The sequence below is a fragment of the Streptomyces sp. NPDC097617 genome (assembly GCF_044761485.1).
GTDB lineage: Bacteria > Actinomycetota > Actinomycetes > Streptomycetales > Streptomycetaceae > Streptomyces.
In genome coordinates, this window is the sequence record NZ_JBIWCL010000014.1 from 39,072 (window position 1) to 62,321 (window position 23,250).

General features: G+C 72.6%; 23 protein-coding genes. 10 read left to right on the top strand and 13 right to left on the bottom strand.

The genetic code is table 11. The annotated features are described in order from the left end of the window. Positions 1-300: 300 nt before the first annotated feature. From ACIQZO_RS22235 to ACIQZO_RS22245, 3 genes are read right to left on the bottom strand one after another with little or no spacing between them, the layout of a single operon-like run. Positions 301-702 (bottom strand): hypothetical protein, encoded by a 402-nt coding sequence (locus ACIQZO_RS22235; RefSeq protein ID WP_403629044.1) that lies wholly within the window; start codon positions 700-702, stop codon positions 301-303. Continuing rightward, positions 596-1,078, bottom strand: a complete 483-nt coding sequence (locus ACIQZO_RS22240; RefSeq protein ID WP_403628594.1) for a TfuA-like protein — start codon at positions 1,076-1,078, stop codon at positions 596-598. Before ACIQZO_RS22240 ends, ACIQZO_RS22235 begins: the two co-directional genes overlap by 107 nt. Next, entirely contained in the window at positions 1,075-1,233 is a 159-nt protein-coding gene (locus ACIQZO_RS22245; RefSeq protein ID WP_403628597.1) for a hypothetical protein, read from the bottom strand. Before ACIQZO_RS22245 ends, ACIQZO_RS22240 begins: the two co-directional genes overlap by 4 nt. A 1,046-nt stretch (positions 1,234-2,279) precedes the next feature. Here ACIQZO_RS22245 and ACIQZO_RS22250 point away from each other — a divergent pair. Continuing rightward, positions 2,280-2,654 (top strand): linear amide C-N hydrolase, encoded by a 375-nt coding sequence (locus ACIQZO_RS22250; RefSeq protein ID WP_403628599.1) that lies wholly within the window; start codon positions 2,280-2,282, stop codon positions 2,652-2,654. Between the two features lie 52 nt (positions 2,655-2,706). On the opposite strand, the gene ACIQZO_RS22255 is transcribed toward ACIQZO_RS22250, so the two are convergent. The 3 genes from ACIQZO_RS22255 to ACIQZO_RS22265 all read right to left on the bottom strand — a co-directional run bounded on the left by ACIQZO_RS22255 (position 2,707) and on the right by ACIQZO_RS22265 (position 5,742). Next, entirely contained in the window at positions 2,707-3,255 is a 549-nt protein-coding gene (locus ACIQZO_RS22255; RefSeq protein ID WP_403629015.1) for a Uma2 family endonuclease, read from the bottom strand. A gap of 831 nt (positions 3,256-4,086) precedes the next feature. Continuing rightward, complete coding sequence (locus ACIQZO_RS22260) at positions 4,087-4,965, bottom strand: undecaprenyl-diphosphate phosphatase (protein ID WP_403628601.1); 879 nt, start codon at positions 4,963-4,965, stop codon at positions 4,087-4,089. Between the two features lie 48 nt (positions 4,966-5,013). Next, positions 5,014-5,742: a TVP38/TMEM64 family protein gene (locus ACIQZO_RS22265; RefSeq protein ID WP_403628604.1), complete on the bottom strand. Its 729-nt coding sequence runs from the start codon at positions 5,740-5,742 to the stop codon at positions 5,014-5,016. A gap of 49 nt (positions 5,743-5,791) precedes the next feature. On the opposite strand from ACIQZO_RS22265, the gene ACIQZO_RS22270 reads away from it, so the two are divergent. After that, positions 5,792-6,526, top strand: a complete 735-nt coding sequence (locus tag ACIQZO_RS22270; protein WP_403628607.1) for a DNA alkylation repair protein — start codon at positions 5,792-5,794, stop codon at positions 6,524-6,526. Positions 6,527-6,529: 3 nt separating this feature from the next. On the opposite strand, the gene ACIQZO_RS22275 is transcribed toward ACIQZO_RS22270, so the two are convergent. Then, complete coding sequence (locus ACIQZO_RS22275; protein ID WP_403628609.1) at positions 6,530-8,134, bottom strand: alpha/beta fold hydrolase; 1,605 nt, start codon at positions 8,132-8,134, stop codon at positions 6,530-6,532. Between the two features lie 13 nt (positions 8,135-8,147). After that, a complete protein-coding gene (locus tag ACIQZO_RS22280) occupies positions 8,148-9,728 on the bottom strand; it encodes an alpha/beta fold hydrolase (protein ID WP_403628611.1) in 1,581 nt (526 codons plus the stop codon). 322 nt (positions 9,729-10,050) lie between these two features. Here ACIQZO_RS22280 and tuf point away from each other — a divergent pair, with 322 nt between their 5' ends. The 3 genes from tuf to ACIQZO_RS22295 all read left to right on the top strand — a co-directional run bounded on the left by tuf (position 10,051) and on the right by ACIQZO_RS22295 (position 13,140). Then, positions 10,051-11,232 carry an elongation factor Tu gene (tuf, locus tag ACIQZO_RS22285; protein ID WP_403628614.1) on the top strand — a complete coding sequence of 394 codons (1,182 nt, stop codon included), beginning with the start codon at positions 10,051-10,053 and terminating at the stop codon, positions 11,230-11,232. Positions 11,233-11,380: 148 nt separating this feature from the next. Further along, entirely contained in the window at positions 11,381-12,259 is an 879-nt protein-coding gene (locus tag ACIQZO_RS22290) for a patatin-like phospholipase family protein (RefSeq protein ID WP_403628616.1), read from the top strand. An 89-nt stretch (positions 12,260-12,348) separates the two neighbouring features. Continuing rightward, the gene (locus tag ACIQZO_RS22295; protein WP_403629018.1) at positions 12,349-13,140 is read left to right on the top strand and encodes a spermidine synthase; all 792 of its coding nucleotides are present in this window, start codon (positions 12,349-12,351) and stop codon (positions 13,138-13,140) included. Positions 13,141-13,161: 21 nt separating this feature from the next. Here the strand turns inward: ACIQZO_RS22295 and ACIQZO_RS22300 are convergent, their stop codons facing one another. Beyond that, a complete protein-coding gene (locus ACIQZO_RS22300; protein WP_403628619.1) occupies positions 13,162-14,544 on the bottom strand; it encodes an MFS transporter in 1,383 nt (460 codons plus the stop codon). A 67-nt stretch (positions 14,545-14,611) separates the two neighbouring features. Further along, positions 14,612-15,625, bottom strand: coding sequence for a hypothetical protein (locus ACIQZO_RS22305; RefSeq protein WP_403628621.1), 1,014 nt, complete (start codon positions 15,623-15,625; stop codon positions 14,612-14,614). Between the two features lie 96 nt (positions 15,626-15,721). Here ACIQZO_RS22305 and ACIQZO_RS22310 point away from each other — a divergent pair, with 96 nt between their 5' ends. From ACIQZO_RS22310 to ACIQZO_RS22320, 3 genes are all read left to right on the top strand, one after another. Then, positions 15,722-16,174 carry a DUF4442 domain-containing protein gene (locus ACIQZO_RS22310; RefSeq protein WP_327363359.1) on the top strand — a complete coding sequence of 151 codons (453 nt, stop codon included), beginning with the start codon at positions 15,722-15,724 and terminating at the stop codon, positions 16,172-16,174. Positions 16,175-16,415: 241 nt separating this feature from the next. Then, positions 16,416-18,926 carry a beta-glucosidase gene (locus tag ACIQZO_RS22315; RefSeq protein WP_403628624.1) on the top strand — a complete coding sequence of 837 codons (2,511 nt, stop codon included), beginning with the start codon at positions 16,416-16,418 and terminating at the stop codon, positions 18,924-18,926. A 58-nt stretch (positions 18,927-18,984) separates the two neighbouring features. After that, positions 18,985-19,656: a DedA family protein gene (locus tag ACIQZO_RS22320; protein ID WP_403628627.1), complete on the top strand. Its 672-nt coding sequence runs from the start codon at positions 18,985-18,987 to the stop codon at positions 19,654-19,656. A 137-nt stretch (positions 19,657-19,793) separates the two neighbouring features. Here ACIQZO_RS22320 and ACIQZO_RS22325 read toward each other — a convergent pair whose 3' ends face one another. Beyond that, on the bottom strand, positions 19,794-20,339 hold the full coding sequence (locus tag ACIQZO_RS22325) for a gamma carbonic anhydrase family protein (RefSeq protein WP_403628630.1): 546 nt from the start codon (positions 20,337-20,339) through the stop codon (positions 19,794-19,796). 144 nt (positions 20,340-20,483) lie between these two features. Between ACIQZO_RS22325 and ACIQZO_RS22330 the strand changes: the two genes are divergently transcribed. Further along, the gene (locus ACIQZO_RS22330) at positions 20,484-21,230 is read left to right on the top strand and encodes an acyltransferase (protein ID WP_403628632.1); all 747 of its coding nucleotides are present in this window, start codon (positions 20,484-20,486) and stop codon (positions 21,228-21,230) included. Positions 21,231-21,245: 15 nt separating this feature from the next. On the opposite strand, the gene ACIQZO_RS22335 is transcribed toward ACIQZO_RS22330, so the two are convergent. Next, positions 21,246-22,112 carry an EamA family transporter gene (locus ACIQZO_RS22335; RefSeq protein WP_403628635.1) on the bottom strand — a complete coding sequence of 289 codons (867 nt, stop codon included), beginning with the start codon at positions 22,110-22,112 and terminating at the stop codon, positions 21,246-21,248. 106 nt (positions 22,113-22,218) lie between these two features. Between ACIQZO_RS22335 and ACIQZO_RS22340 the strand changes: the two genes are divergently transcribed. Further along, entirely contained in the window at positions 22,219-22,827 is a 609-nt protein-coding gene (locus ACIQZO_RS22340; RefSeq protein ID WP_403629021.1) for a helix-turn-helix domain-containing protein, read from the top strand. Here ACIQZO_RS22340 and ACIQZO_RS22345 read toward each other — a convergent pair. Beyond that, positions 22,824-23,228 carry a CoA-binding protein gene (locus tag ACIQZO_RS22345; protein WP_403628637.1) on the bottom strand — a complete coding sequence of 135 codons (405 nt, stop codon included), beginning with the start codon at positions 23,226-23,228 and terminating at the stop codon, positions 22,824-22,826. The genes ACIQZO_RS22340 and ACIQZO_RS22345 overlap by 4 nt on opposite strands. Positions 23,229-23,250: the final 22 nt, after the last annotated feature.

The following is a 23,250-nucleotide window of genomic DNA, read 5'->3' on the forward strand; positions in this document are numbered from 1 at the left end:
AGGGCGGTGGGCACCACTCGGCCGGGTCTTTGTCAGTCTTCGTTCGGTTGGCAGGAAGAGCGGTCGTCCGGCAGCCCCACGGGCGGTGGCCCAGCAGTAAGGCCGACGTAAAATGGCGCCGTGGAATTTTTGCGCGAGAACGGCCACCGACTGCTGCTGGGTTCTGTCCCAGCTGGTTATGGCAGCCCCGGCAGGTGAGAGAACGCGTCTCCAGTGGGCACGAGCAGGACCAGTAACCTGAGACCAGATCGACATGTCTCCATCGTCTTGCCAACACGCTGCACGCCAGCTCTATTTGATTCAAATCAGAGGTTCGACGTCGATTGCGACTGGTGGCGCGGTGCTTACTCGTGCCCCGATGTAGAACGCGCGATCGACCTCGACGGCTCCGGCGAAGTCGCGGAACGCGCGGTCCCGGGCGGCGGCGTCCCGGGTTGCCACGTCCGCGCGGTGGTCCAGGCCCCAGGTGGTGAGGAGGTGCTGTGCGAGGCGCTCTGGGTCCAGGTGCGCGGTGGTGTGCTGGGGGTTGTCGGCCGCGACTGCCGTGTTGATCCGGTACGCGGGGGCCACCTCCTCGCCCGTCTGGACAGATGTGTCAAGCAGTGTCTCGACCTCCGCCAGGCTGGCCGGCCACACGTCCCACGCGCCGTCGAGGCGGGTCGAGCGGACCATGATGCGCAGCAGTGCCTCGCGCTGGGGCAAGATCTCGATCTCTTCGAGCGTGAGCCAGAAGGTTCGTTGTTCCGGCGCTGGCGACCTCGTCATCCGCGTCCAGGCGGCCGGCGCGGAAGTCCTCGAAGATCCTGCCCACGCCGACCATCCCGTACGGGGCGAGCTCGGCGGTCCGGAGGGCTCCGACGATGGTGACGCCGTCGGCCAGGACGGCGAGGATGTCCTTGTGCCGGATGGGGGCGCTCTGGTGCCATACGCCGTCGATGGTCAGCGCGACGTCGCCGGGACGGAGCGCGAGACGGAGCAGATCGCCGCGCTTGACCGGCGGGTGCGGGACCGCGTCGGGCACGAGTTCGCGGATGCGGTCGGCGCCGATGGTGGGGCCGGCGAAGACGTGGACGTTCATGCGGCTGCCGCCGGGTGCGGGCGGGGAATGGTGTGGCGGGCGCTGTAGCGCAGGTGTGGTGCGCAGACCTTGACCACGGCGCACTCCTCGCGCTCGAACCGCCCCGTGGTCAGGTCCACGACGACCGGAGCGGCGCCGACCCTCGCGGTCATCACGGACGCCAGGTAGGCGGCCTCGGCCTGGTGCGTGGGGGCATACGGGTGCCACAGCGTCGTGCCACCACGTGTCCCGCGGCCGGCCGACGGGCCGTCGGCCGGCTCCGCCGGACGGTCCGCGGACCCTCTCTTCGGGGGGTGTGCGCGGGCGGCGTCACCAGGTCACCGGAAGCGGCGGATGGTCTCGGTGTTTCAGCACACCTCTTCCGGACAGACGGCCAGACGCAGATCCCAGAACCGGGTGGGGTGGCAGCAGCCGCATCGTGCACGCGCGCAGGTCCTCGCGGTCCTCCTCCGGTACGGCGAGCAGTTCGCAGTTCGTCAGATGGGGCAGCAACACCGACAGGCGTGTCCGCCACATTGACCGCCTCTGGTGACACGATCGGTTCCGGTGCCATCCTCGGATGGTCCCGGCCGACGATCGTGGCCCGGCTCAGCCGCGGATCGCGCGTCACCTGACGCACCCTGGCGTGACTGGTCATCAGCCATGCCTCGGCCTCGCCGCATGGAAGGCGGATCCGGCTGCCCGGCCCGCGAGCCGCCAACGCGACCAGTGCGGGGTCGAACTCGAGCGCGTCACTGTGGTCGAAGGGGCAGGACACCACCTGGTCGTCGGTGGGCATGGGGTGACTCCCGCGGGTACGAGGGGAACGGGACGCGGGCGGCGGTGTGATCATCCCGCCCGCTCGATGCCTTCCCGCCTGGCTCCGCGTCCGAATACCGCCGAAGAGCTGACCGACCACGACAGCCCACAGGGCTGTCGTGGTCGGTGCTGACCTGCAGTCGGGCGGAGAGTCGTCCAGGGCGCCTGAGTCCCACTGGTGGTCCGACACGCGCGTCCCGACCGGCCGCTCCAGCGTGAGGCTCATGTGTGCGCGTGTGTGTGCTGTGGCAGGCGGCCGGGCATCCGGTCGTCGTGGGCCGGAACATGGGCTGGAAGCAGAGCCTGGACACCAACCTGTGGGTGCTATCAAGCGGGGCGGAGCGGGCGGGCATGGGAGCGGACGACCCGCTGCCGCTGCGGTGGAGCCCGTTACGGCAGGGCGGTGGCCATCGCGTACGCCTCCGCCACCACGGACGGGATCAACGAGGCGGGTCTTGGCGCGCATCTGCCGTGGCTGGCCGAATCGGACTATGGGGAGCGTGACCCGCGCCTGCCGGCCGTGAGCGCCGCACTGTGGACGCAGTACCTCCTGGACCGCTTCCCCACCGTCGCCGAGGCGGTCGACGCGCTGGAGGCCGAACTTTTCCAGGTACGCCCACAGGGGGACGCCCACGCGGGTACGTGGAGCACGGTGCACCTGGCGTTTGACCACGCCACGGGAGACTCGGCGGTCGTCGAGTGCCGGCAACCTGCTCGCGACGTCACCGGCCGGTACGAGCCCCGTGAACCGTTCACCTTCGCCCTCGCGGGGGCGTGAGGCGGCTTACGCTTCCAGCTCGCGAAGCCGTGGCCTGGCGTCCGGCAGAGAGTCAGGGCACGAGGCTGTCGAGGTCGATGTCGAGGGGGATGGGGACGGAGACCTTCAACCGGTTGCGGTGGATGCCGGTGGCCACGTAGGTGCTGGTCATGGTGTCGAGTTCGTAGGTGTGGACGGTGGGGGCGCCGGTCTCGTCCTCGACGCGCCAGAAGTGGGGGATCCTGGCCTGTGCGTACTTGAAGGGCTTCAGGGAACGGTCGCGGTCCGCCGACTCTTCCGAGACGACCTCGATGACCAGGGCGACGTCCTCGGGCGCGTACCACGTTCGGTCGGGGTCGTACGGGGCGGTCGTGACCAGGATGTCCGGCTCGGGGCGGCTCTTCTTGTCGAGCCTGACGGTCATCTCACGCTCGGCGTCGAACCCGACGGGGGCGGCCTGGCGCAGGGCGAAGGTCAGGTTCTCCACCAGCCGGGCGTGCCAGGACCGCTGCGGCGACGTCATGAAGATCAGGGCTCCGTCGATGAGTTCGGTGTGCCGCGGTGCCTGGGCGAGGAGGTCGAGGTCATCGGCTTCCCAGCCGCTGATCCTGGGCGGGATCATCCAGTCGGGGAGTTCGGCGGTCACAGCTTCCTCCAGGCGCCTCGAAGAGGTCAGGGGCCCTCATCCCGGATCGCGGACACGGGCGCAACGCTGGTGTCAGCATAGTTGAGCGACCGGACCTCTCACTCGGCCCGTGTCGGTCCGAGGAGCCGGAGGCCGGTGATCATCTCGGTGTGCATCCGGACGACGTGGTCCATGGACGAGCTGCTTCGGAGGAGTGGTGCACGCCAGCTTGAGCGCCGGGTCGAGGTCGGCCGACACCAGGCTTGTGATGTCGTCGGGGTCGCAGTGGAAGCCCCCCCCGTCCTTGTCCTCACAGGTCAGGGGCCCCGCAAGTGGTGCCCTGGCGTACGGTGGTGCCGCGGCTGGTTCCCGGGTTCCGCCGAGCCGTGCGGAGCGTCAACTGGTGCTGGACGCGGCCTGCCACGTGCGGGCCGCCCGCGCCCTCGACCGGCTCGCTCGGGACCTGGTCGACAGCTCGGAGTTCACCCGGATCGCCCTGGACGCGGACGCCTGACCCTACAGCCGGCCGACCTCACCGGCGATGCCTGGGACACGGTGGATGAGCGGCTGCGTTTCCTCGTGGCGAAGGTCCGGCATAGGCCGGACATGAACCTCAGCTGACCCGCTCCACCCTCTGTACGGAAGGGCCCGCACTGCTGGACGGGCCCTTCTGCGTCATCCCCTACTTTGCGGACGCACACATCCTAGTGGGGCGTATCCCGGCTCCCCAGTGGGAGATGAGTGGGAGACAAGTGGGAGATGATCATGGCGTGGTGCTGCAATCAGGCGCTAGGAAATGCTCGACAGCGCTACCTGTGCGGCCCTGGTTCAGCCGCCGGATTCGCCCGCGTGCGGGCTCAGGACACCTGCTCCCACCAGCACGAACAGCAGGATTCCGAGCAAGATTCGGTAGATCACGAACGGCATGAAGCTCTTAGTGGTGATGAATCTCATGAACCACGCGATCACAACATAGCCCACGAAGAAGGCGATGACCGTCGCGAAGATCGTCGGACCCCAGGAGATATGACCCGGGTTCTCCGTCACGTCCTTGATCTCGAACGCACCCGACGCCAGCACGGCCGGGATCGCGAGGAGGAAGGAGTAGCGGGCCGCGGCCTCACGCGTGAAGCCGAGCAGCAGACCGCCGGAGATCGTCGCGCCGGACCGGGAAACACCCGGGATCAGGGCCATCGCCTGGCAGAGACCGAAGACCAGACCGTCCTTCACGCCCAGCTGCGCGAGCGTCTTGCGCTCGCGGATGGCGCGGTGCCGGCCGCCTTCCTCGTCGCGGGCGGCCAGCCGGTCGGCGACGCCGAGCACGATGCCCATGACGATGAGGGTGGTCGCTGTCAGCCGCAGGTCACGGGCCGGGCCCACGATCGCGTCCTTGAAGACGAGACCGAGCACACCGATCGGGATCGAGCCGACGATCACCAGCCAGCCCATCTTGGCGTCCTGCTCGGACCGCAGCGCCCTGTTGAACAGGGAGCGGAACCAAGTGGAGACGATCCGCGCGATGTCCTTGCGGAAGTAGATCAGCACGGCGGCCTCGGTGCCGATCTGGGTGATCGCGGTGAAGGCCGCTCCTGGGTCGTGCCAGCCGGCGAACGCCGCGGTCAGCCGCAGGTGGGCGCTGGAGGAGATCGGGAGGAACTCCGTAAGCCCCTGGACGAGACCGAGGATTAGGGATTCGAACCAGCTCATGTCGGGGTGCGCTCGTCCTTGTGATCGTCGGGCAGTTCGCGTCCGATGCTAGGGCCCGTGCGAAGCGCCGCTGACCACAGGGGGGTGCTGGGGCGTCAGTTCGGTCAGTAGATCCCGGTTCCGAGGGGGTGCCAGACGGTGCCGCTTGCGCCAGGCGACCACTGCGCCGCCCACCACGGAGACGACGATGAAGCCGAATGAGACGAGGAACGCGGGTGATCCGGGGGAGGAGGCGCTGGCCCCCGCGATCACGTACGCGGCGGTGTTCGGGACGACGCCGAGCGCCGTGGCGAGGAGAAAGGGGCCCCAGCCGCACCGCGACACCGCGGCGCAGTAGTTGGCCACCACGAACGGCACTCCGGGGAAGATCCGGACCGCGAGCATCGAGCGGAAGCCGTGCCGGCTGAGCTGGCCGTCGGCCGCCTGGAGCCAGCGTCCGCGCAGGAACGGCCGCAAAGCCTCCTGGCCCATGATCCGGCCCAGTCCGAAGGAGATCGCGGCGCCGAGCACCGTGCCGCCGACCGCCGCGACGAGGCCGAACTGGGCGCCGAAGACGGCTCCCGCGGCCAGGTTGAGCAAGGGGCGCGGCACGAAGGCGGCCGTGCACACGCCGTACGCGGCTGCGAACAGCAGGACCGCCGTGCCCACCGGGAGACCCGGGGGCCAGCCCTCCGAGAGGATGCGCTGGGGCTCGTACAGCAGCACGCACACGCCGGCCGCCACGAGCAGCACGACGAGCAGCGACAGCCGGGTCCGCGGCGCGAGGAGGAGGGACATCCCGGGAGAGTAGCCGACGTATGCGGCGTCCCGCCGTAATCTGGGCCTCATGCTGTCGAACGCCCGGCAACCTCCTACGGTTCCCCCCAGCGCCCTCGCGGACACCCTCATGGAGCGGCTGCCCGGGACGTACGAGGCGGCCGCCGATCCCGTGCGGGCCCGGGCCATGGCCGCGTACATGAAGAACGTCGCGTGCTTCCTCGGCATCCCCACCCCGCTGCGCCGGGAACTGTCGAAGAGCGTGACCAAGGACACTCCGAAGCCGTCCGAGCAGGACTGCGCGGCGCTCGCGCTGCGCTGCTGGACGTTCCCGGAACGTGAGTACCACTACTTCGCGGTGGACTACCTGCGCCGCCACGTCTCCCGCTGCTCCTCCGGCTTCCTGCCGGTGGCCCGGCACCTGATCGTCACCGTCCCCTGGTGGGACACCGTCGACCTGCTGGCCGCGCACACGGTCGGACCGCTGGTGGCCGCCGACCCGCGGCTCGCCGCCGTGATGGACGAGTGGATCGAGGACGAGGACCTCTGGCTCGCCCGCACCGCCCTGCTCCACCAGCTCCGCTTCAAGTCCGCCACCGACACCGGACGGCTCTTCGACTACTGCCGCCGCCGGGCCGGCCACCCGGAATTCTTCCTGCGCAAGGCGATCGGCTGGGCCCTGCGCGAGTACGCGAAGACGGACCCTGACGCGGTACGCGCCTTCGTCGAGGCCGAAAGGGCCGCCCTGTCCCCGCTGTCCGCGCGCGAGGCGCTCAAGAACCTGGCTCCCGCCCGGAACACCTAGTGGTCAGGGCCCGATCTCGAACGCGGGGGGTTCGAGGGCGGTGACGCATCCGGTCTTCGCGGCGGTCGGGGCGTCGAAGAACGACAGGGTGATCTCCTGCGCGCACGGGGACGCGGCGAAGGCCACGTGGGCCACGTAGGGGATGGTGACGACGGTGGCCCGGCTCAGCGTACGGGCGACGTACGGTCCGTTGGACGCCCCGGTCTGGGCGTCGAACCCGGCCGACATCACGAGGGTCGGGATATCGCTGCGCGTCACGTCACGGACCTCGCGCGGTGCGGCCGGTACGTTCCAGGCCTCGCAGTCCCCGTACAGGAAGGGGAGCTGCGGCGCCTGGGCCAGGACCGAGCGGGGGAACGAGGGGAAGGCCTCCTGCCCCGCCCGGAGCACGTCGGCCTCGCTCTCGAAGGGCACCCACTCGCGGCAGAAGACGCCGTAGGCGAGCCCGTGCGCGATCCTTCCGACGGCCTGGGGGCTGACCTTGCCGCCCGCCCACTGCTCGGCGATCCGCTGCGGCTTGCCGTGGGCCAACTCGTCGAGGGAGCGGGGCACTCCGGCCGCCAGGTGGGTGGCGGACGTCATCCAGTTCACCAGGGTGCCGCCGTCCAGCACGACCTTCACCGGCTCCGGGCGGCCGGGTACCTCGACGCTGGTGGTGACCGGCCTGGCCTCGAGGTCGCGGACCAGGCGGTCGAAGGTGGCCGGCAGGTCCGGGTAGCGGCGGTTGCACGCGGGCTCCCGCGCGCACGCCCGGAACAGGGCGTCGAAACCCTGGCGGGCGCTGGCCCAAGTGAGGGCGGGGCCCGCCGTGGACGGCGGCAGGATGCCGTCGATACCGACGGACCGGATGCCCTCCGGGTGGTCGCGCAGGTAGATCAGGGCCAGGTCGGTGCCGTAGGAGATGCCGAACACGTTCCACTGCGCGAGGCCCAGTGCGACGCGCAGGTCCGCGTAGTCGGCGGCGCTCTCGGTGCTGTCGTACGTGCTGAGGTCGGCTCCGCCGCCCGCCAGTTGCTCGCGGCAGGTCCGCGTCGCGTCGACGTGCAGCCGCCCGGTGGACGGCGCGTCGTAGACGAGGCCGACCGAACTCGCGGTGAACTCGTCGACGACGGGGCAGGTCAGTGCCGGGTCGGCCGAGTACGTTCCGCGCTGCGACATGAAGATCACGTCCCGGTCGCGGTTCAGCCCGCCGTCGATCGCCATCTGGGCCTCCCCGACGGCGTCGTCACCGGGTCCTCCGGCGAACCAGACGATCGGGTCCGGCTTCGGGCGGTCGGTGGCCGCCGCCACGACCGCGACCCCGAGCTCGATCGTGCGGCCGTCCGGCTCGTCGCGGTTCTCGGGCACCGTGAGCGTGCCGCAGCGGGCCCCCTCGAGCGCGGGGATCGGGTCCGGCGTTCTCGGGCAGGGGCCCGGCTCGTAGCGGGCATCGCCCGCAGCCCCGGGGACCGTGCCGATCGCCGCCGCGGCCCCGGTGTCCGGGGAGGGGGCGGCGTGGACGGGTACCGCCACCAGTGCGGCCACGAGGATGCCGGCCGCCAGCCCGGCCGACGCGGTGGGCAGGCGTCGTACGGTACGGCGGTGGCGGTGAGCGTCGTTGCGTGCCATCGGGCCCTCCCGGTCACCTCGGGACGATCGTGAACGGCTTCGGTCTGACGTCGGCGGCGCAGCTGGTGTCGGGCGCGGTGGGGCGGGCGAGGAACGAGGCCAGCACCTGCTGCGCGCACGGTGACTGGGGGACGACGAAATGTCCGGTCCCGGGGATCTTCACGACGGTCGAGCCGGACAGCGTGCGCGCCGTGCGCTCGCCCCAACTCGCCCCGGTCTTCGCGTCGAAGGTCCCCGAGACGATGAGGGTGGGCACCGGGCTGACAGGCGTCACGCGCTGGGACCCGGTCCGGTCGGGAACGTTCCAGACGCGGCACACCTCGTGCTGGAAGGGGAGTTGGGGCGCGTGGGTCAGGACCGAGTCCGGCCAGCCCGGGAAGGCCCGGCGTCCCGCCTTCAGCAGGTCCGACTCCGAATGCCCAGGCGCCCATTCGGCGCACGCCACCGACTCCGTCAGGCCGTACGCGGTCTCGCCGACGGCGGGGTGCGCGCCGGCCGCCCGCGCCCGCGCGAAACGCTCCGGGTTCCCGCGGGCGAGTTCGTCGAGGGCCGCCGGAACCTCGGCCGCCGGGACCGCGTTGCCGACCAGCAGGTTCAGCAGCGCCCCTCCGTCGAGGACCACCTTCACGGGCTTCCCGCCCTGCGGCGGTACGGCCTCGAGCGTCAGCGGCCGCTCCTCCAGCCTGCGCACCTGCTCCGCCAGGGTGCGGTCGAGGTCCGGGTAGCGGCTCTTGCACGCGGGCTGCGCCTCGCACGCGCGCAGGACGGTGTCGATCCCCTCGCGGGCGCTGCTCCAGGTCCACGGCAGGCTCACGGTCTGCGGCGGCGTGACCGAGTCGAGGGCCACCGCGCGGATCCCCTGAGGGTGGTCGCGCAGGTAGGTGAGGGCGAGATCGGTGCCGTAGGAGTACGCGTAGACGTTCCAGCGGGGGATGCCCAGGGCCGTCCGCAGGTCGGCGAAGTCAGCGGCGTTCTCACCGGTGTTGTAGGCGCCCAGGTCGGTCCCGTCGGCCGTGAGGCGGCCGCGGCACTGCTCGGCCGCGCGCAGCAGCAGGGTGCGTGCGGACGGGTCGTCGTAGCGCAGCCCGACGGCCTGCGCCGAGGCGCGGTCGATCTCGGGGCAGGCCAGATTCGGCCGCGAGTGGAGGTTTCCGCGCTGGGCCATGACGATCAGCTCGCGGTCGCGGTTCAGACCGGCCTCGACCAGGAAGGGGATGTCGCCGAACGCGTCGCCGCCGGGTCCGCCCGCCATGTACACCAGCGGGTCCGCGGCGGGCTTCGCCGAGGCGGCGGGAACGACGGCGACGGCCAGCCGGACCGTGCGCCCGCCGGGGCGTTCGCGGTTCTCGGGTACCTCCAGGAAGCCGCAACGCGCGTGTTCCAGGACGGGGATGGGCTCGGGCGTCTCGGGGCAGGGGCCGGACACGAACCGCGGCGGCGGGGCGGACGGGCCGTGCGCGGACGGAGTCGCCGCAGCGCCGGCGCCGGATACGGGGACGGCCGCCGCCAGGAGGACCAGGACGGCCGCGGTGGCCGCCCGGCGCGCTCCCGCTGTCCGGCCGGACACCGCCGCCGATATTCGGGTGGATCGCACGTAATGGACGATACCGGGTGCCCCGAAGGCGCGCACACGGGCCGCCGCGGACACCGTGGCGGCCCTTTGCGCACGCGGTAATTCATTCGACGCGCCCCGGACCGTCCGGCAGGATCAGGCACATGAACCGGTACGCCTTCCTCGCAGCGCCGTCCGCAGTCGCGGACGCGCCGAAGGCTGCCGCAACCGCAGGCGCACCTGCCTTCGCCGCATTCGACGGCGCACGAAGCTGACCCTTCCCGGATCGTCCGGCGGACCCCGCAGGGGGAGGGTCGGCTCGGCTTCGGGGTCCCGCTCCAGCTTCCGGACACGGGAATGAATCATGGCCAAGACGGCATTCGTGCGCACCAAGCCGCACCTCAACATCGGCACCATGGGTCACGTCGACCACGGCAAGACCACCCTCACTGCCGCCATCACCAAGGTCCTCGCCGAGAGCGGCGGCGCCTCCTTCGTGCCGTTCGACCGCATCGACCGGGCCCCCGAGGAGTCCCGCCGCGGTATCACCATCAACCTCACGCATGTCGAGTACGAGACCGGTACCCGGCACTACGCCCACGTGGACATGCCCGGCCACGCCGACTACATCAAGAACATGGTCACCGGGGCCGCCCAACTCGACGGGGCGATCCTCGTCGTCTCCGCGCTCGACGGGGTCATGCCACAGACGGCCGAGCACGTCCTCCTCGCCCGGCAGGTCGGTGTCGACCACATCGTGGTGGCGCTCAACAAGGCCGACGCCGGCGACCCCGAGCTGACCGACCTGGTCGAGCTGGAGGTCCGCGAGCTGCTCACCGCGCACGGCTACGGCGGCGACAGCGCGCCGGTCGTACGGGTCTCCGGACTCGGCGCGCTGGAGGGCGACCCGCGGTGGACGGAGGCGATCCGGGCGCTGCTGGACGCGGTGGACACGTACGTGCCGACCCCGGTGCGCTACACGGACGCGCCGTTCCTGCTGCCGGTGGAGAACGTGCTGACCATCACCGGGCGCGGGACCGTCGTGACCGGAGCCGTCGAGCGCGGCACCGTCCGCCTCGGGGACCGCGTGGCGGTCCTCGGCGGCGACGGCGAGCCCGCCCTGACGGTCGTCACCGGACTGGAGACCTTCGGCAAGCCGATGGACTCCGCCGAGGCCGGGGACAACGTCGCGCTGCTGCTGCGCGGAGTGCCGCGCGACGGCGTGCGCCGCGGGCACGTGGTGGCCGCGCCCGGCAGCGTGACCCCGCAGCGCCGCTTCACCGCGCAGGTGTACGTGCTCTCCGGGCGCGAGGGCGGTCGTACGACACCGGTCGCCAGCGGCTACCGGCCGCAGTTCTACATCCGCACCGCCGACGTGGTGGGGGACGTGGACCTGGGTGAGGCCGCCGTGGCCCGGCCCGGGGAGACGGTCACGATGACCGTCGAGCTCGGCCGGGACGTCCCGCTGGAGTCCGGGCTCGGCTTCGCGATCCGCGAGGGCGGGCGGACCGTCGGAGCGGGCACGGTGACGGCCGTACTGGGCTGATTCCGGGCACCGTCCGGGGTCCGATCCGGGTCCGATCCGGGTCCGATCCGGGTCCGATGCGGGTCCGATCCGGACCCCTCTGTGGTGATGGCAGGCCGGCTGCGCCAGACTGCCGTCACCACAGGCGCGATCGGAGGGGCGGGCGGAGATGGGCGGCGACACGGCACTGGTGCTCGGCGGCGGGGGACTGACCGGCATCGGCTGGGAGTGCGGAATCCTGTACGGGCTCGCCCGCGCCGGCGTGGACCTCACCACCGCCGACCTGGTCGTCGGCACCTCGGCCGGTTCCGTGGTCGGCGCCCAGCTCACCTCCGGACTGCTCACCGCGCAGGAGCTGTACGAGCGCCAGCTCGGCGAGGCCACCAGGGAGGCCGCGGCGAAACTGGGCGCCGGCCTCATCGCGCGGTTCGCCGTCGCGATGGCGCGTTCGCGCACCGCGACGGCCTACCGGCAGCGGATCGGCGCCATGGCGCTGGCCGCCGACACCGGCGCGGAGGCGGAGCGGCGCACGGTCCTCGCCGCCCGGCTGGTCTCCCACGAGTGGCCGGAGCGGCGGCTCGTCGTCACGGCGGTGGACGCGCTCAGCGGTGAACTCGAGGCGTTCGACCGGGGGAGCGGCAGCGGGCTCGTCGACGCCGTCTCGGCGAGCTGCGCCGTGCCGGGGGTGTGGCCGCCGGTCACGGTCGGCGGCCGCCGCTTCATCGACGGCGGAATCCGCTCCGCCACCAACGCGGACCTGGCCGCCGGGTACGCGCGCGTGGTGATCATCGCCCCGCTGTCGCTCGGCTCCGGGCTGGTGCCCTCACCGTCGGCGCAGGCCGAGCAACTGCGGGCGGCGGGCGCGCGGGTGCTCCTGATCACCCCGTCGACGGCCGCCCGCAAGACCTTCGGGCGCAACGTGCTGGATCCGGCGCGGCGGGACCCGGCGGCGCGGGCGGGCCTGGCGCAGGCCGGGGAGCACGCGCGGGAGGCCGCGGAGGTCTGGTCGGGGCCGACGGCCCGAGGAGCCGACCCGACGCCTGCCTGAACGCCGCCCGGCCGCTGCCGGACAATGGAGCGGTGAGCGACGAACAGATCCCGGTCGTCCGGGACGTGGGCCAGGGCACCGCCAAGCTGATGCCGGACGTGGACCGGGACCGGGCGTGGCTCCTGACCGTCGACGGGGCCCCGCAGTCGTATGTGGACCTGGACGATCCGCGGCACCTGGAGTTCGAGTACGTACGCCGCCTCGCGCACGTACTGGACTGCGTGGCCGAGCCGGGGATCGCGCTGGACCTGCTGCACCTCGGCGGCGGTGCGCTCACACTGCCGCGCTACGCCGCGGCGACCCGGTCCGGATCCCGGCAGACGGTCGTCGAGTTCGACGCGGGCCTGGTCGAGCTGGTGACCGAGCACCTCCCGCTCGCGGAGGGCTCCGGGGTCACCGTGCACACCGCCGACGCCCGGGTCTGGCTGGAGGCGGCGCCCGCGGGGAGCGCCGACGTGGTGGTGGCCGATGTGTTCGGCGGCTCGCGGGTGCCGGCGCAGCTGACCTCGGTGGAGTACGCGCGGGCGGCCGCACGGGTGCTGCGGCCCGGCGGGGTGTACGCGGCGAACCTGGCCGACGGGGCGCCCTTCGACTTCCTGCGGGCGCAGGTGGCGAACTTCGCGGAGGTCTTCGAGGAGCTGGCGCTGATCGCCGAGCCCGCGGTGCTGCGGGGGCGGCGCTTCGGGAACGCCGTGCTGCTGGCCTCCGACGCCCCGCTGGAGGTGGGGGCGCTGGCCCGGCGGTGCGCGGCCGACGCCTTCCCCGCGCGCGTGGAGTACGGGGACGGGCTGGTCCGGTTCAGGAAGGGCGCGGCGCCCGTGGCCGACGCGGACGCGGCCCCTTCACCGGCGCCGCCGGAGGGCGCCTTCAGCCTGGGGTGAGCGGCCGCAGCCGGGTTCGGGTCAGTGTCGGACGGGGTCGGCGGGGGCCTGCTGGGCCAGGACCTGCCCGGCGGAGGCCTGTCCGGCGGGGGTCTGTCCGGCGGGGGTCTGCACGGCCGGGGCCGCGGCCTGTTCCACCGGGGCGATGGTCTTGGTGTGAGCCCTGCGGGTCATCCGGCGGACGTCCGGGACCAGCAGGACGAGGGCGGTGGGCACGATGACCAGGACCGCGCATCCCCACAGTGCCTGGGTGCGTCCGAAGGCCGCTTCGGCCGGTCCGGCCAGCGCGGTGGCCAGCGGGAGCATCGACACCGAGCCGAACCAGTCGTAGGCGGTGACCCGGGAGAACTTCTCCTCCGGGATCTCCTGGTGCATCGCGGTCATCCAGTTCACGCCGAACACCTCGATCGCGGCGCCGCTGACGAACATCACCGCGCACAGTCCCCACACGGGCAGTGGAACGGCCAGCCCCGCCGAGGGCAGGGCCAGCGGGAACACGCACAGGGTGCCGACCAACAGCAGGCGGCGCGGCTTCCACACCATCATCAGGACGGCCCCGCCGATCGTGCCGACCCCGAAGAACGCCAGGGCCAGCCCCCAGGGCGCGGACCCGCCCAGGTGGTCGCGGGCGACCAGCGGCCCGTAGACCGCGTCGGCGGCGCCGACGACGGCGACCACGACGGAGAACTGGAGCACGATGCTCCACAGCCAGGGGCGGGTGCGGACCTCCACCCAGCCCTCGCGCAGATCCGCCAGCAGGCCGCCGCCGGGGGACCGGTCGGGCACGTGGCTGACATCGAGGAAGGCGCGCAGGGCGCCGGCAACCGCGAAGGCCGCCGCGTCCGCGGCCAGCACCCAGCCGGGGCCGACCGCGGCGATCATCGCTCCGCCGAGGGCCGCGCCGCCGATGCCGGCGCCGTTGATGGCCATGCGGAAGAGCGCGAAGGCGCGGTTGGCGTGCTCGCCGGAGACCGTGGACAGCAGCATGCCCTCGGCGGCCGGGTTGAAGAAGGCCGTTCCGGTGCCGCACAGGGCCGTCAGCAGCATCATCTGCCACAGGCGGGGCTCGCCGGTGAGGATGAGGAGGGCGAAGGCGGCCTGCGAGACGCAGTTCAGGGCGTTGGCCGCGACCATCACGCGGTGGCGGGGCACCCGGTCGGCGACGGCGCCGCCGATGAGCAGGAAGAGGACGAGCGGCAGCGTGCGGGCCGCCGCGACCAGGCCGACGTCGCCGCCGGATCCGCCGGCCTCGATGACCGCGAAGGCGGCCGCGATGAGCGCTCCGTGGCTGCCGAGGTTCGTGACGATCGCCGCACCCGTCAGCAGGCTGTAGTTGCGGCCGGCCCAGGCGGGGCGGCGACGGTTCGCGGGCGAACGGGGTGCTGCGGTGCGGGGAGTGCTCACCACCGGACTATCCCCCGGCCCGGGCCGAGAATCCAAACGGATTGTCGGCCCGGGCCGGGGCGCGGGATCACGGGGTGGTGAGCCGGATGGAGCTGAGGACCTTGTCGGTGACGTCGGTCCCGACCTCGTCCTTCACACCGGCCGCGCTGATGAGCGCGAAGCTGGCGAAGTCACCGGTGGCGTTCTTGAAGGCGAAGCCGACCGCCTTGCCGTCGGTGGAGCACTTGTGCTCCTTCTTCACGTTCGCGGCGGTCGCCACCACCATGTGGCCCTTGAGGCCGGAGGAGGTCGTGAACTCCTTGGGGTCGGTCACCTTGACCGTGCCCTTGGGCTCCTTCTGCGCGAAGCCCGCCCAGACCCAGGTGCCTGTGTTGTCGGTAGCCGCCTGCGCGGTGTCCTTGGCGCCCTGGGCGCCCTTGACGCCGGCGTCCGCGACCGAGAACTTCTCGACCCGGCCGTCCGCGTCCTTGTCGAAGGTGCACCACTCCTCCTTGAGGGTGGCGGTCCCGGACATTGTGATGACCGGCTTGCCGTCCTTCTTGACCTCGTCCTCGTAGAAGAGGGACACACCGGAGTCGTTGACGTTCCACTCGGGGGGCACTTCGTAGCTGACGCCGTACTTCGTGTTGACGACGACCTTCCATCCCGGGATGACGGCCTGGGCGCTGCCGCCGGCCCTCGGGTTCGCGCTGCCGGCGGCCGGGGTGGGTGCCTCGGAGGCCGGCGCCGAGGGGCTGGCCGACGGCTTGCCGTCGGCCTCGGTCTTCTTGTCGTCCCGGGTCAGGACGAACGCGCCGGTCGCGGCGGCCGCCACGACGACCGCGGCCGCGGCGACGATGGCCACGGTCTTGGTCGAGTACGGGCTCCCGCCGGTCGGGGCGGGCTGCTGGGGCTGGCCCCACTGGCCGGGGGCGCCTTGGGGCTGCTGGTACCCCGGCTGCTGCGGGTATCCGTAACCGGGCTGCTGCTGGTACGGGTTCGGCTGCTGCCCCGGCTGCCCCGGCTGCTGCTGGTACGGGTTCTGTTGCGCGTCCTGAGGGTTCTGTTCGCCCCCGGGCGGCTGCTGCTGTCCTGGCCACATGGCCGGTAACGATAGTGGCCCATGCTCCGGGGAGCCACGGCCGCCCCCGGCAGAGCTCTGGCCAACCCGTACTACTCGCGGGTAACATCGCGTTTCATGAGCGCAGATCAGATGAACGTGGGCGAACTTCTCGCCGCGACCGTGCCGATGGCCCGGACCCTGAACCTCCAGTTCCTGGAGACCACCCCCGAGCGCGCGGTCGTCCGGCTCCCGGACCAGCCCGACTACCACAACCACGTCGGCGGTCCGCACGCCGGCGCCATGTTCACCCTCGCCGAGTCCGCGAGCGGCGCGATCGTCCTGGCCGCCTTCGGCGACCAGCTCTCGCGCGCCGTACCGCTCGCCGTGAGGGCCGAGATCGGCTACAAGAAGCTCGCCAAGGGCGTCGTGACCGCCACCGCCACCCTCGGCCGCCCGGCCGCGGAGGTCGTCGCCGAACTCGACGCGGGCGGCCGCCCCGAGTTCCCCGTCACCATCGCCATCCAGCGCGAGGACGAGGCCGTGACGGGCGAGATGACGGTCGTCTGGACCCTGCGCCCCAACGCGTAGCGGCAGCCGTACGGCAACGGCTGCGGCCACGGCCACGGGCCGGCCTCGCGCGGGGTTCCGTCGCCCGCCGACGCCGACCCGGGTCGGCCCGCCGCCGACGCCGCTCCGCCGCTGCCGGAGGGCTGAACCTGGGCGCCCCGGTGGCGCGTCTCGGCGGACCCGGCGGGCAGGCGGCGCACAGTGGGCGCGGGAGCGGTCCGGCGCGGGCCGCTCCCGCCGATCCACGCCGCAGGGAGCGCCCATGAGCGAGGCCGTGTCCAGACGTTCCGCGCTGCGGCTGATCGCGGCGGCGGGCACGGCGGGCACAGCCGTCGGCGCCGCCGCCTGCGCACCCGGGGTACCGCCGGGCGCCGGGGCCCCCGAGGCGCCGCCCCCCGCCGCACCGGCCACCGAGGCCAAGGGCGCGGCCCGCATCGACGCCCTCCTGGAGCGGCTCACCCTCGACGAGAAGACCGCCCTGCTGCACGGAGCCCGGGACCCCGCCTCCCTCGGGCAGGCTGGCTACGTGCCCGGCGTACCGCGCCTGGGGATCCCGGCGCTGCGCCTCGCCGACGGGCCCGCCGGGGTACGGGTGGCCAGGCCGGCCACCGCCCTGCCCGCGCCGGTGCTGCTCGCCTCCGCCTTCGACCCGGCGCTGGCCCGCGAGTACGGCCGGGTCATCGGCCGCGAGGGCCGGGCGCTCGGCCAGGACGTCCTGCTGGCCCCCATGGTGAACCTGATCCGCACTCCGTACGCGGGCCGGAACTTCGAGACCTTCGCCGAGGACCCGCACCTGACCGCCGACCTCGTGGGCGAGATGATCCGCGGCATCCAGGACGAGGGCCTCATCGCCACCGTCAAGCACTTCGCCCTCAACAACCAGGAACACGGCCGCGACACCGTCGACGTCATCGCCGCCGAGCAGACCCTTCACGAGACGGAGCTACGGGGCTTCGAGGCCGCCGTGGCGGCCGGCGCGGGCGCCGTCATGGGCGCGTACAACAAGGTCAACGGCGTCCACGCCTGCGAGAGCAAGCCGCTGCTCGACGAACTGCTGCGCGGCAGCTGGGGGTTCGACGGATGGGTGATGTCCGACTGGGACGCCACCCACAGCACCGTCGCCGCCATCGGCGCCGGACTCGACATGGAGATGCCCGGCGGCACCCACTTCGGCGGGCCGCTGCGCGAGGCGGTGCGCGGCGGCTCCGTACCCGAGAGCGCCGTCGACCTCGCCGTCCATCGGATCCTGGCCGCCATGGACCGCTTCGGGCTGCTGGCGGCGCGGCCCGCCGCCCGGCCCCCGCGCGACTCCGCCGCCGGGGCGCGGACCGCCCGCAAGGTGGCCACCGCCGGTGCCGTGCTGCTGCGCAACGAGCACGGCACCCTGCCCCTGACCGGCGCCGCCGCCCGTTCGATCGCGGTGATCGGGCCGACCGGCCAGGTGCCCTTCGTCGGTGGCGGCGGCAGCGCGCAGGTGGTCCCCGACGGCGCCGCGGCCCCGCTCACCGCCATCCGCAAGCGGGCCGGGAACGGCGCGGCCGTGCACTACGCCCTCGGCGAGGACGTGTACGGGCGGCCGCTCCCGGCCAAGCTGCTGACCCCGGCCGCCGGTCTGGACGACCGGGCCGTGGCCCCCGGGCGGGTCTGGAGCCACGAGGGGGAGTTCCGCCTCACGGCCGACGACGAGTGGACCCTGCTCGTCCACTACACCGGGAAGCGGCCCGTCGTGCGCCTCGACGGGGAGGAGCTGTTCCCCGTCCGGCAGGGTGTGGCCGAGTACTTCGCCGGCGGGCTGCTCGGCTCCGCACCGGACGGGATGAGCGTCCGCCGCCGCACCCTCGCGCTCACGGCGGGCACCCACCGGCTCGCCGTGACGGCCGAGGGCGGGGACAAGGGCCAGCGGTTCCGGCTCCGGCACACCACCGGGGCGATCCGCGCCGCCGACCTCGCCGAGGCCGTGAGGACCGCGACGTCCGCCCACAGCGTGGTCCTGTTCGCCTACGAGGACGCCACCGAGGGCAGGGACCGGACCTCCCTGGCACTGCCGGGCGGGCAGGAGCGGCTGATCGAAGCGGTGGCCGCGGCCAACCCCCGTACGACCGTCGTCCTCAACACCTCCTCCAGTACGACCATGCCGTGGCTCGCGCGCACCGGGGCGGTCCTCCAGATGTACTACCCGGGCCAGGAGGGCGCGGGGGCCACCGCCGACCTCCTCTTCGGGGACGTGGACCCCGGCGGCCGGCTCACCCAGACCTTCCCGGCCGACGAGCGGGCCACCCCGGTCGGCGGCGACCCGCTGCGCTACCCGGGGGTGGGCGGACGCCAGCAGTATTCGGAGGGCGTCCACGTCGGCCACCGCTGGTACGACGCCCAGCGCGTCACCCCGCTGTTCCCCTTCGGGCACGGGCTCTCGTACACCACATGGCACTACGAGAAGCTCACCGTCCGGCCGCAGCGCGGCGGGCTGCGCGTGGAGTTCACCGTCCGCAACACCGGCCGCCGCAAGGGCACCGAGGTGGCCCAGGTGTACGTGGGACCGTCCCGGGAGCTGGAGCTCGACCAGCCGGTGCGCGCGCTGGCCGGCTACCGGCGGCTCGTCCTGGCGCCCGGCGAGGCGCAGCGGGTCACCGTCGACATCGGCGCGCGGGCGCTGTCGTCATGGGACCCGGAGCGGCACGCCTGGGTGCTGGGTTCCGGCCGCCGAGAGGTGTTCGCGGGCCGTTCGTCGCGCGAACTGCCACTGAGGTCCAAGGCGGTCGTGACGAGCCGATAGGCTGCCCGTTCGGTGTGTCACAGGGGGCGCGCCGGCCACGACACGGGAGGACGTACCGGTGCACATCCAGGAATGGCTGGAGACGATTCCGGCGGTCAGCATCTATCTCCTGGTGGGTCTGGTCATCGGGCTGGAGAGCCTCGGCATCCCGCTGCCGGGCGAGATCATCCTCGTCAGCTCGGCGCTGCTGGCCTCACAGCACGGGGACATCGACCCCGTGATCCTCGGGCTCTGCGCGGTCACCGGGGCGATCGTGGGCGACTCGATCGGCTACGCGATCGGTCGCCGGGGCGGCAAGCCGCTGCTGGACCGGCTGGGCCGGCGCTTCCCCAAGCACTTCGGACCCCAGCAGGTGGCGCTGGCCGAGCGCTCCTTCGAGAAGTGGGGCATGTGGGCCGTCTTCTTCGGACGGTTCGTGGCGCTTCTGAGGATCTTCGCCGGACCACTGGCGGGCGTGCTGCACATGCCGTACTGGCGCTTCCTGATCGCCAACGTCTTCGGCGGCATCCTCTGGGCGGGCGGCACGACGGCCGTCATCTACTCGGTCGGCATCGTCGCCGAGCCGTGGCTGAAGCGGTTCTCCTGGCTGGCCCTGGGCCTCGCCGTGCTGTTCGGGCTCGCGGTGACGCTGGTGGTGCGCAGCCGGATGAAGAAGGCGGCGGCGGCCGTCGGGACCGCCGAAGCGGACATCCCCGCACAGCAGGCGGCCCCGGCCCCGGTCGGCGAGTGACGGCAGCGGAGCGACCGGAGCCGGACCGGTCCGACGAAGGCCGGTCCGACGGCTGCATCCCCCGGTACACGCCGCCCGGACCACGAGGCCGTCCGCACCGTGCTCCGGGCCGCGTGGGGCTCCCGCCCGGAGACGGCCTAGGAGTCCGGGGTAACTGACGCGCGGTGCTGCTTGGCCAGCTCGACGTACATCAGGGCGTTGACCTTGATGCCCTCGCGCTCCTCGTCGGACAGTTCGCGGCGCACCTTGGCGGGCACGCCGGCGACCAGCGAGCCGGGCGGGACGATCATGCCCTGGGGGACCAGCGCCTGCGCCGCCACCAGTGAACCGGCGCCGATCACCGCACCGTTCAGCACGGTCGCGCCCATGCCGATCAGGCAGTCGTCCTCGACGGTGCAGCCGTGCACGACGGCGTTGTGGCCGATGGAGACGCGCTCGCCGATCGAGACCGGGAAGCCGGGGTCGACGTGGACCGTGCAGTTGTCCTGCACGTTGCTGTCGGCGCCGAGCGTGATCGGGCCGCAGTCGGCGCGCAGCACCGCCGAATACCAGATGCTCGCGCCGGCGGCGAGGGTGACATCGCCGACCACGACCGAGGTCGGAGCCGTGAAGGCCGTCGGGTCGATGTCCGGGTTCTTGCCGCCGACACCCGCCACGAGTGCCTGGGCCACCTGGTGCGTCATGTTCTCTTCCTCTGCGTCCGTCGTCCGGTTACCGCTGCCGCGCTAACGGCACCGTAGGCCACGCGTCCGGCCGTACCGGCGATGGGGTGAAGATCACAGGAGTGTGGTCGGGGCGACCGGGGCCCGGCGCACTACCGTGGCCGGGTGCCGAAGAAACAGAACACGTTCTCATCTCTGACGGCCGCGCGCCGCCGGCTGGCGAGCCGCGTGGTCCACACTGGCTGGCGCTGGATGCAGCAGGCCGGCGCGGTCACCGCCCAGACGCCGGGGCGGCTCAGGTTCGGTGCGATCGGGGACGGCACCCGGCTCGCCTTCCCGCAGGGCACGGTCTTCGGCGAGCGCTGGATCCGGATCGGCGCACACTGCATCATCGGCGAGCAGGTCACCCTCACCGCCGGGATGATGCCCGACCTCGACCTGGGTTCGGAGCCGATGCTGGTGCTCGGTGACGGGGTGGTCATCGGCCGCAACAGCCATGTCATCGCCGACGCCCGGATCACCATCGATTCGAACACCTTCTGCGGTCCCGGGGTCTACATCACCTCCACCAACCACAGTTACGACGATCCGCACGAGCCCGTCGGCCGCCAGTGGCCGCGCAGCGAACCCGTGGAGATCGGCCCGGGGTGCTGGCTCGGCACCGGCGCGGTGATCCTGCCGGGCGCGCGGCTCGGCCGCAATGTCGTGGTGGCCGCGGGTGCCGTCGTACGCGGTGAGGTGCCGGACCACGCCGTGGTGGCGGGAGCGCCGGCGCGCATCGTGCGGCGCTGGGAGCCGGAGACGGGCTGGCAGCCACCGCTGCGCACGCCGGCGCCGGTGCCGATCCCGGACGGCATGACCCCGGAGCAGCTGCGGGGCCTGGCCGAACTCGCGGAGGCCGAGCACGCGTAGCGGGTGCGGTGCGGGTCAGCCGGCGGCCAGGAGCACCGTTCCGGCGAGGGCCAGACCCGCGCCCGCCGCCTGGACGGTACGCAGCCGTTCCTTCAGTACGGCGAAGGCGGCCAGCGCGGTGATCACCGGGTAGAGCGAGGACAGGACGGCTGCCATGGTGACCGGGCCGTTCTGGGCGGCTATGGAGTACGTGCCGTTCGCCGCGACGTCCGCGAGGCCGACGAAGGCCAGGGCGGGCAGCAGTGCCCACAGGACCCGCGGGCCGGTGCCCGCCGGGAGTGCGGGTATGCCGCGCCGGGTCTGCGCCCACAGGGCGGCGCCGCCGACGGTGACATTGGTGACCCGCTGCACGAAGAGCGCGAGGAACAGCCCGGTCACGGTGGTGGACGCCTGCGAGATCAGGGCCATCACCGCGCCGAAGCCGAAGGCCGCGACGAGGGTGAGGATGACGGCCTGCCGCTGGACGGGCGCGCCGCGCAGCTCCGGGCCGCCGGCGAGGACGATGCCCATGACGGCCACGGCGATTCCCGCGAACTGGCCGAGGCCGGGCCGCTCGCCCAGCATGAGCCCCGCGGTGACGGGCACGACCACGCCGAGGGAGCCCAGCGGCGAGACCACGCCCATCGGGCCGAGTGCCAGCGCCTTGTAGAAGCTGAGCATGGCGACCGGTCCGACCAGACCCGCGCCGACCGCGAACCACAGTTGCGGACCGGCCTCCCGCCAGGCGCCGGTGCCCAGGACCACCGCGCCGAGCACGACGACGGCGACGACCTGCGAGACGACGACCACGGTGAGCGCCGGAATCCGGCGGGTCAGCAGCCCGCCGCCGAAGTCGGCGAGCCCCCACAGCACGGCTGTGGCCAGAGCGAAGAGGGCGGTCATGGGGGGCCTCGCAGTACAGTGCGGTGAACGCTGGAGTGCAGCATCGAATGCAAAACACGTTAGTGCACTCTGTTGGACTGTGTCATCCAAAATATTGGACGGAATGGTGTCGGATCTCGAACAGCTCACCCAGGCGCTCGCCCGGAACCTCAAGCGGTGGCGCGGGGAGCGCGGCTTCACCCTGGACTCCCTGGCGGCACGCGCGGGAGTGAGCCGCGGGATGATCATCCAGATCGAGCAGGCCCGTACGAACCCCAGCGTGGGCACCACGGTCAGGCTGGCCGACGCGCTGGGCGTCAGCATCTCCGCGCTCCTCGACCACGACCGGGGCCCGCAGGTCCGCATCGTCCCGCCGGACCAGGTCGTCCGGATCTGGTCCAGCGAGGCGGGCAGTTCGACGACGATGCTGATCGGCACCGACGAGCGCGGGCCGATGGAGCTGTGGACCTGGCACCTGGTGCCGGGCGAGGGTACGGACTCCGTCCCGCACCCGTCCGGCACCATCGAGATGCTGCACGTCACGGCCGGGGAGCTGACCCTGGTGGTCGGCGAGGAGGAGTTCCGCGTCCCGGCCGGGGCCGCGGCCACCTTCGAGGCCAACCTTCCGCACTCCTACCGCAACGACGGCTCCGTACCGATGGAGATGACCCTCGCGGTGTCGGTCCCACCGGTCTCGGCGCCGCTGCCCGCGCACGCGGGCCCGGCCGCGGGCTAGAGCGCGGGGATCTCGATCGCGGGGCAGCGGTCCATGACCATGGCCAGCCCTGCCTCGCGGGTGCGGGCGCAGGCGTCCTCGTCGATCACGCCGAGCTGGAACCAGACGGCCTCGGCGCCGACGGCGACGGCCTGGTCGGCCACCGGCCCGGCCAGCTCGCTGTTCACGAAGACGTCCACCACGTCCACCTTGAACGGGATGTCCGCCAGCGAGGCGTACCCGGGCTCGCCGTGCACGGTCTCCGCCTTGGGGTGCACGGGGATCACGCGCTTGCCGAAACGCTGGAGTACGCGGGCCACCCCGTAGGCCGCGCGGTCCTGGTTGTTCGAGAGGCCCACCACGGCCCAGGTGTCGCCGAGCTCGGTGAGGATCTTGCGGATGGTTGCCGGGTCGCCGTACACGTGTGCCGCCTCCTGGTGCTTC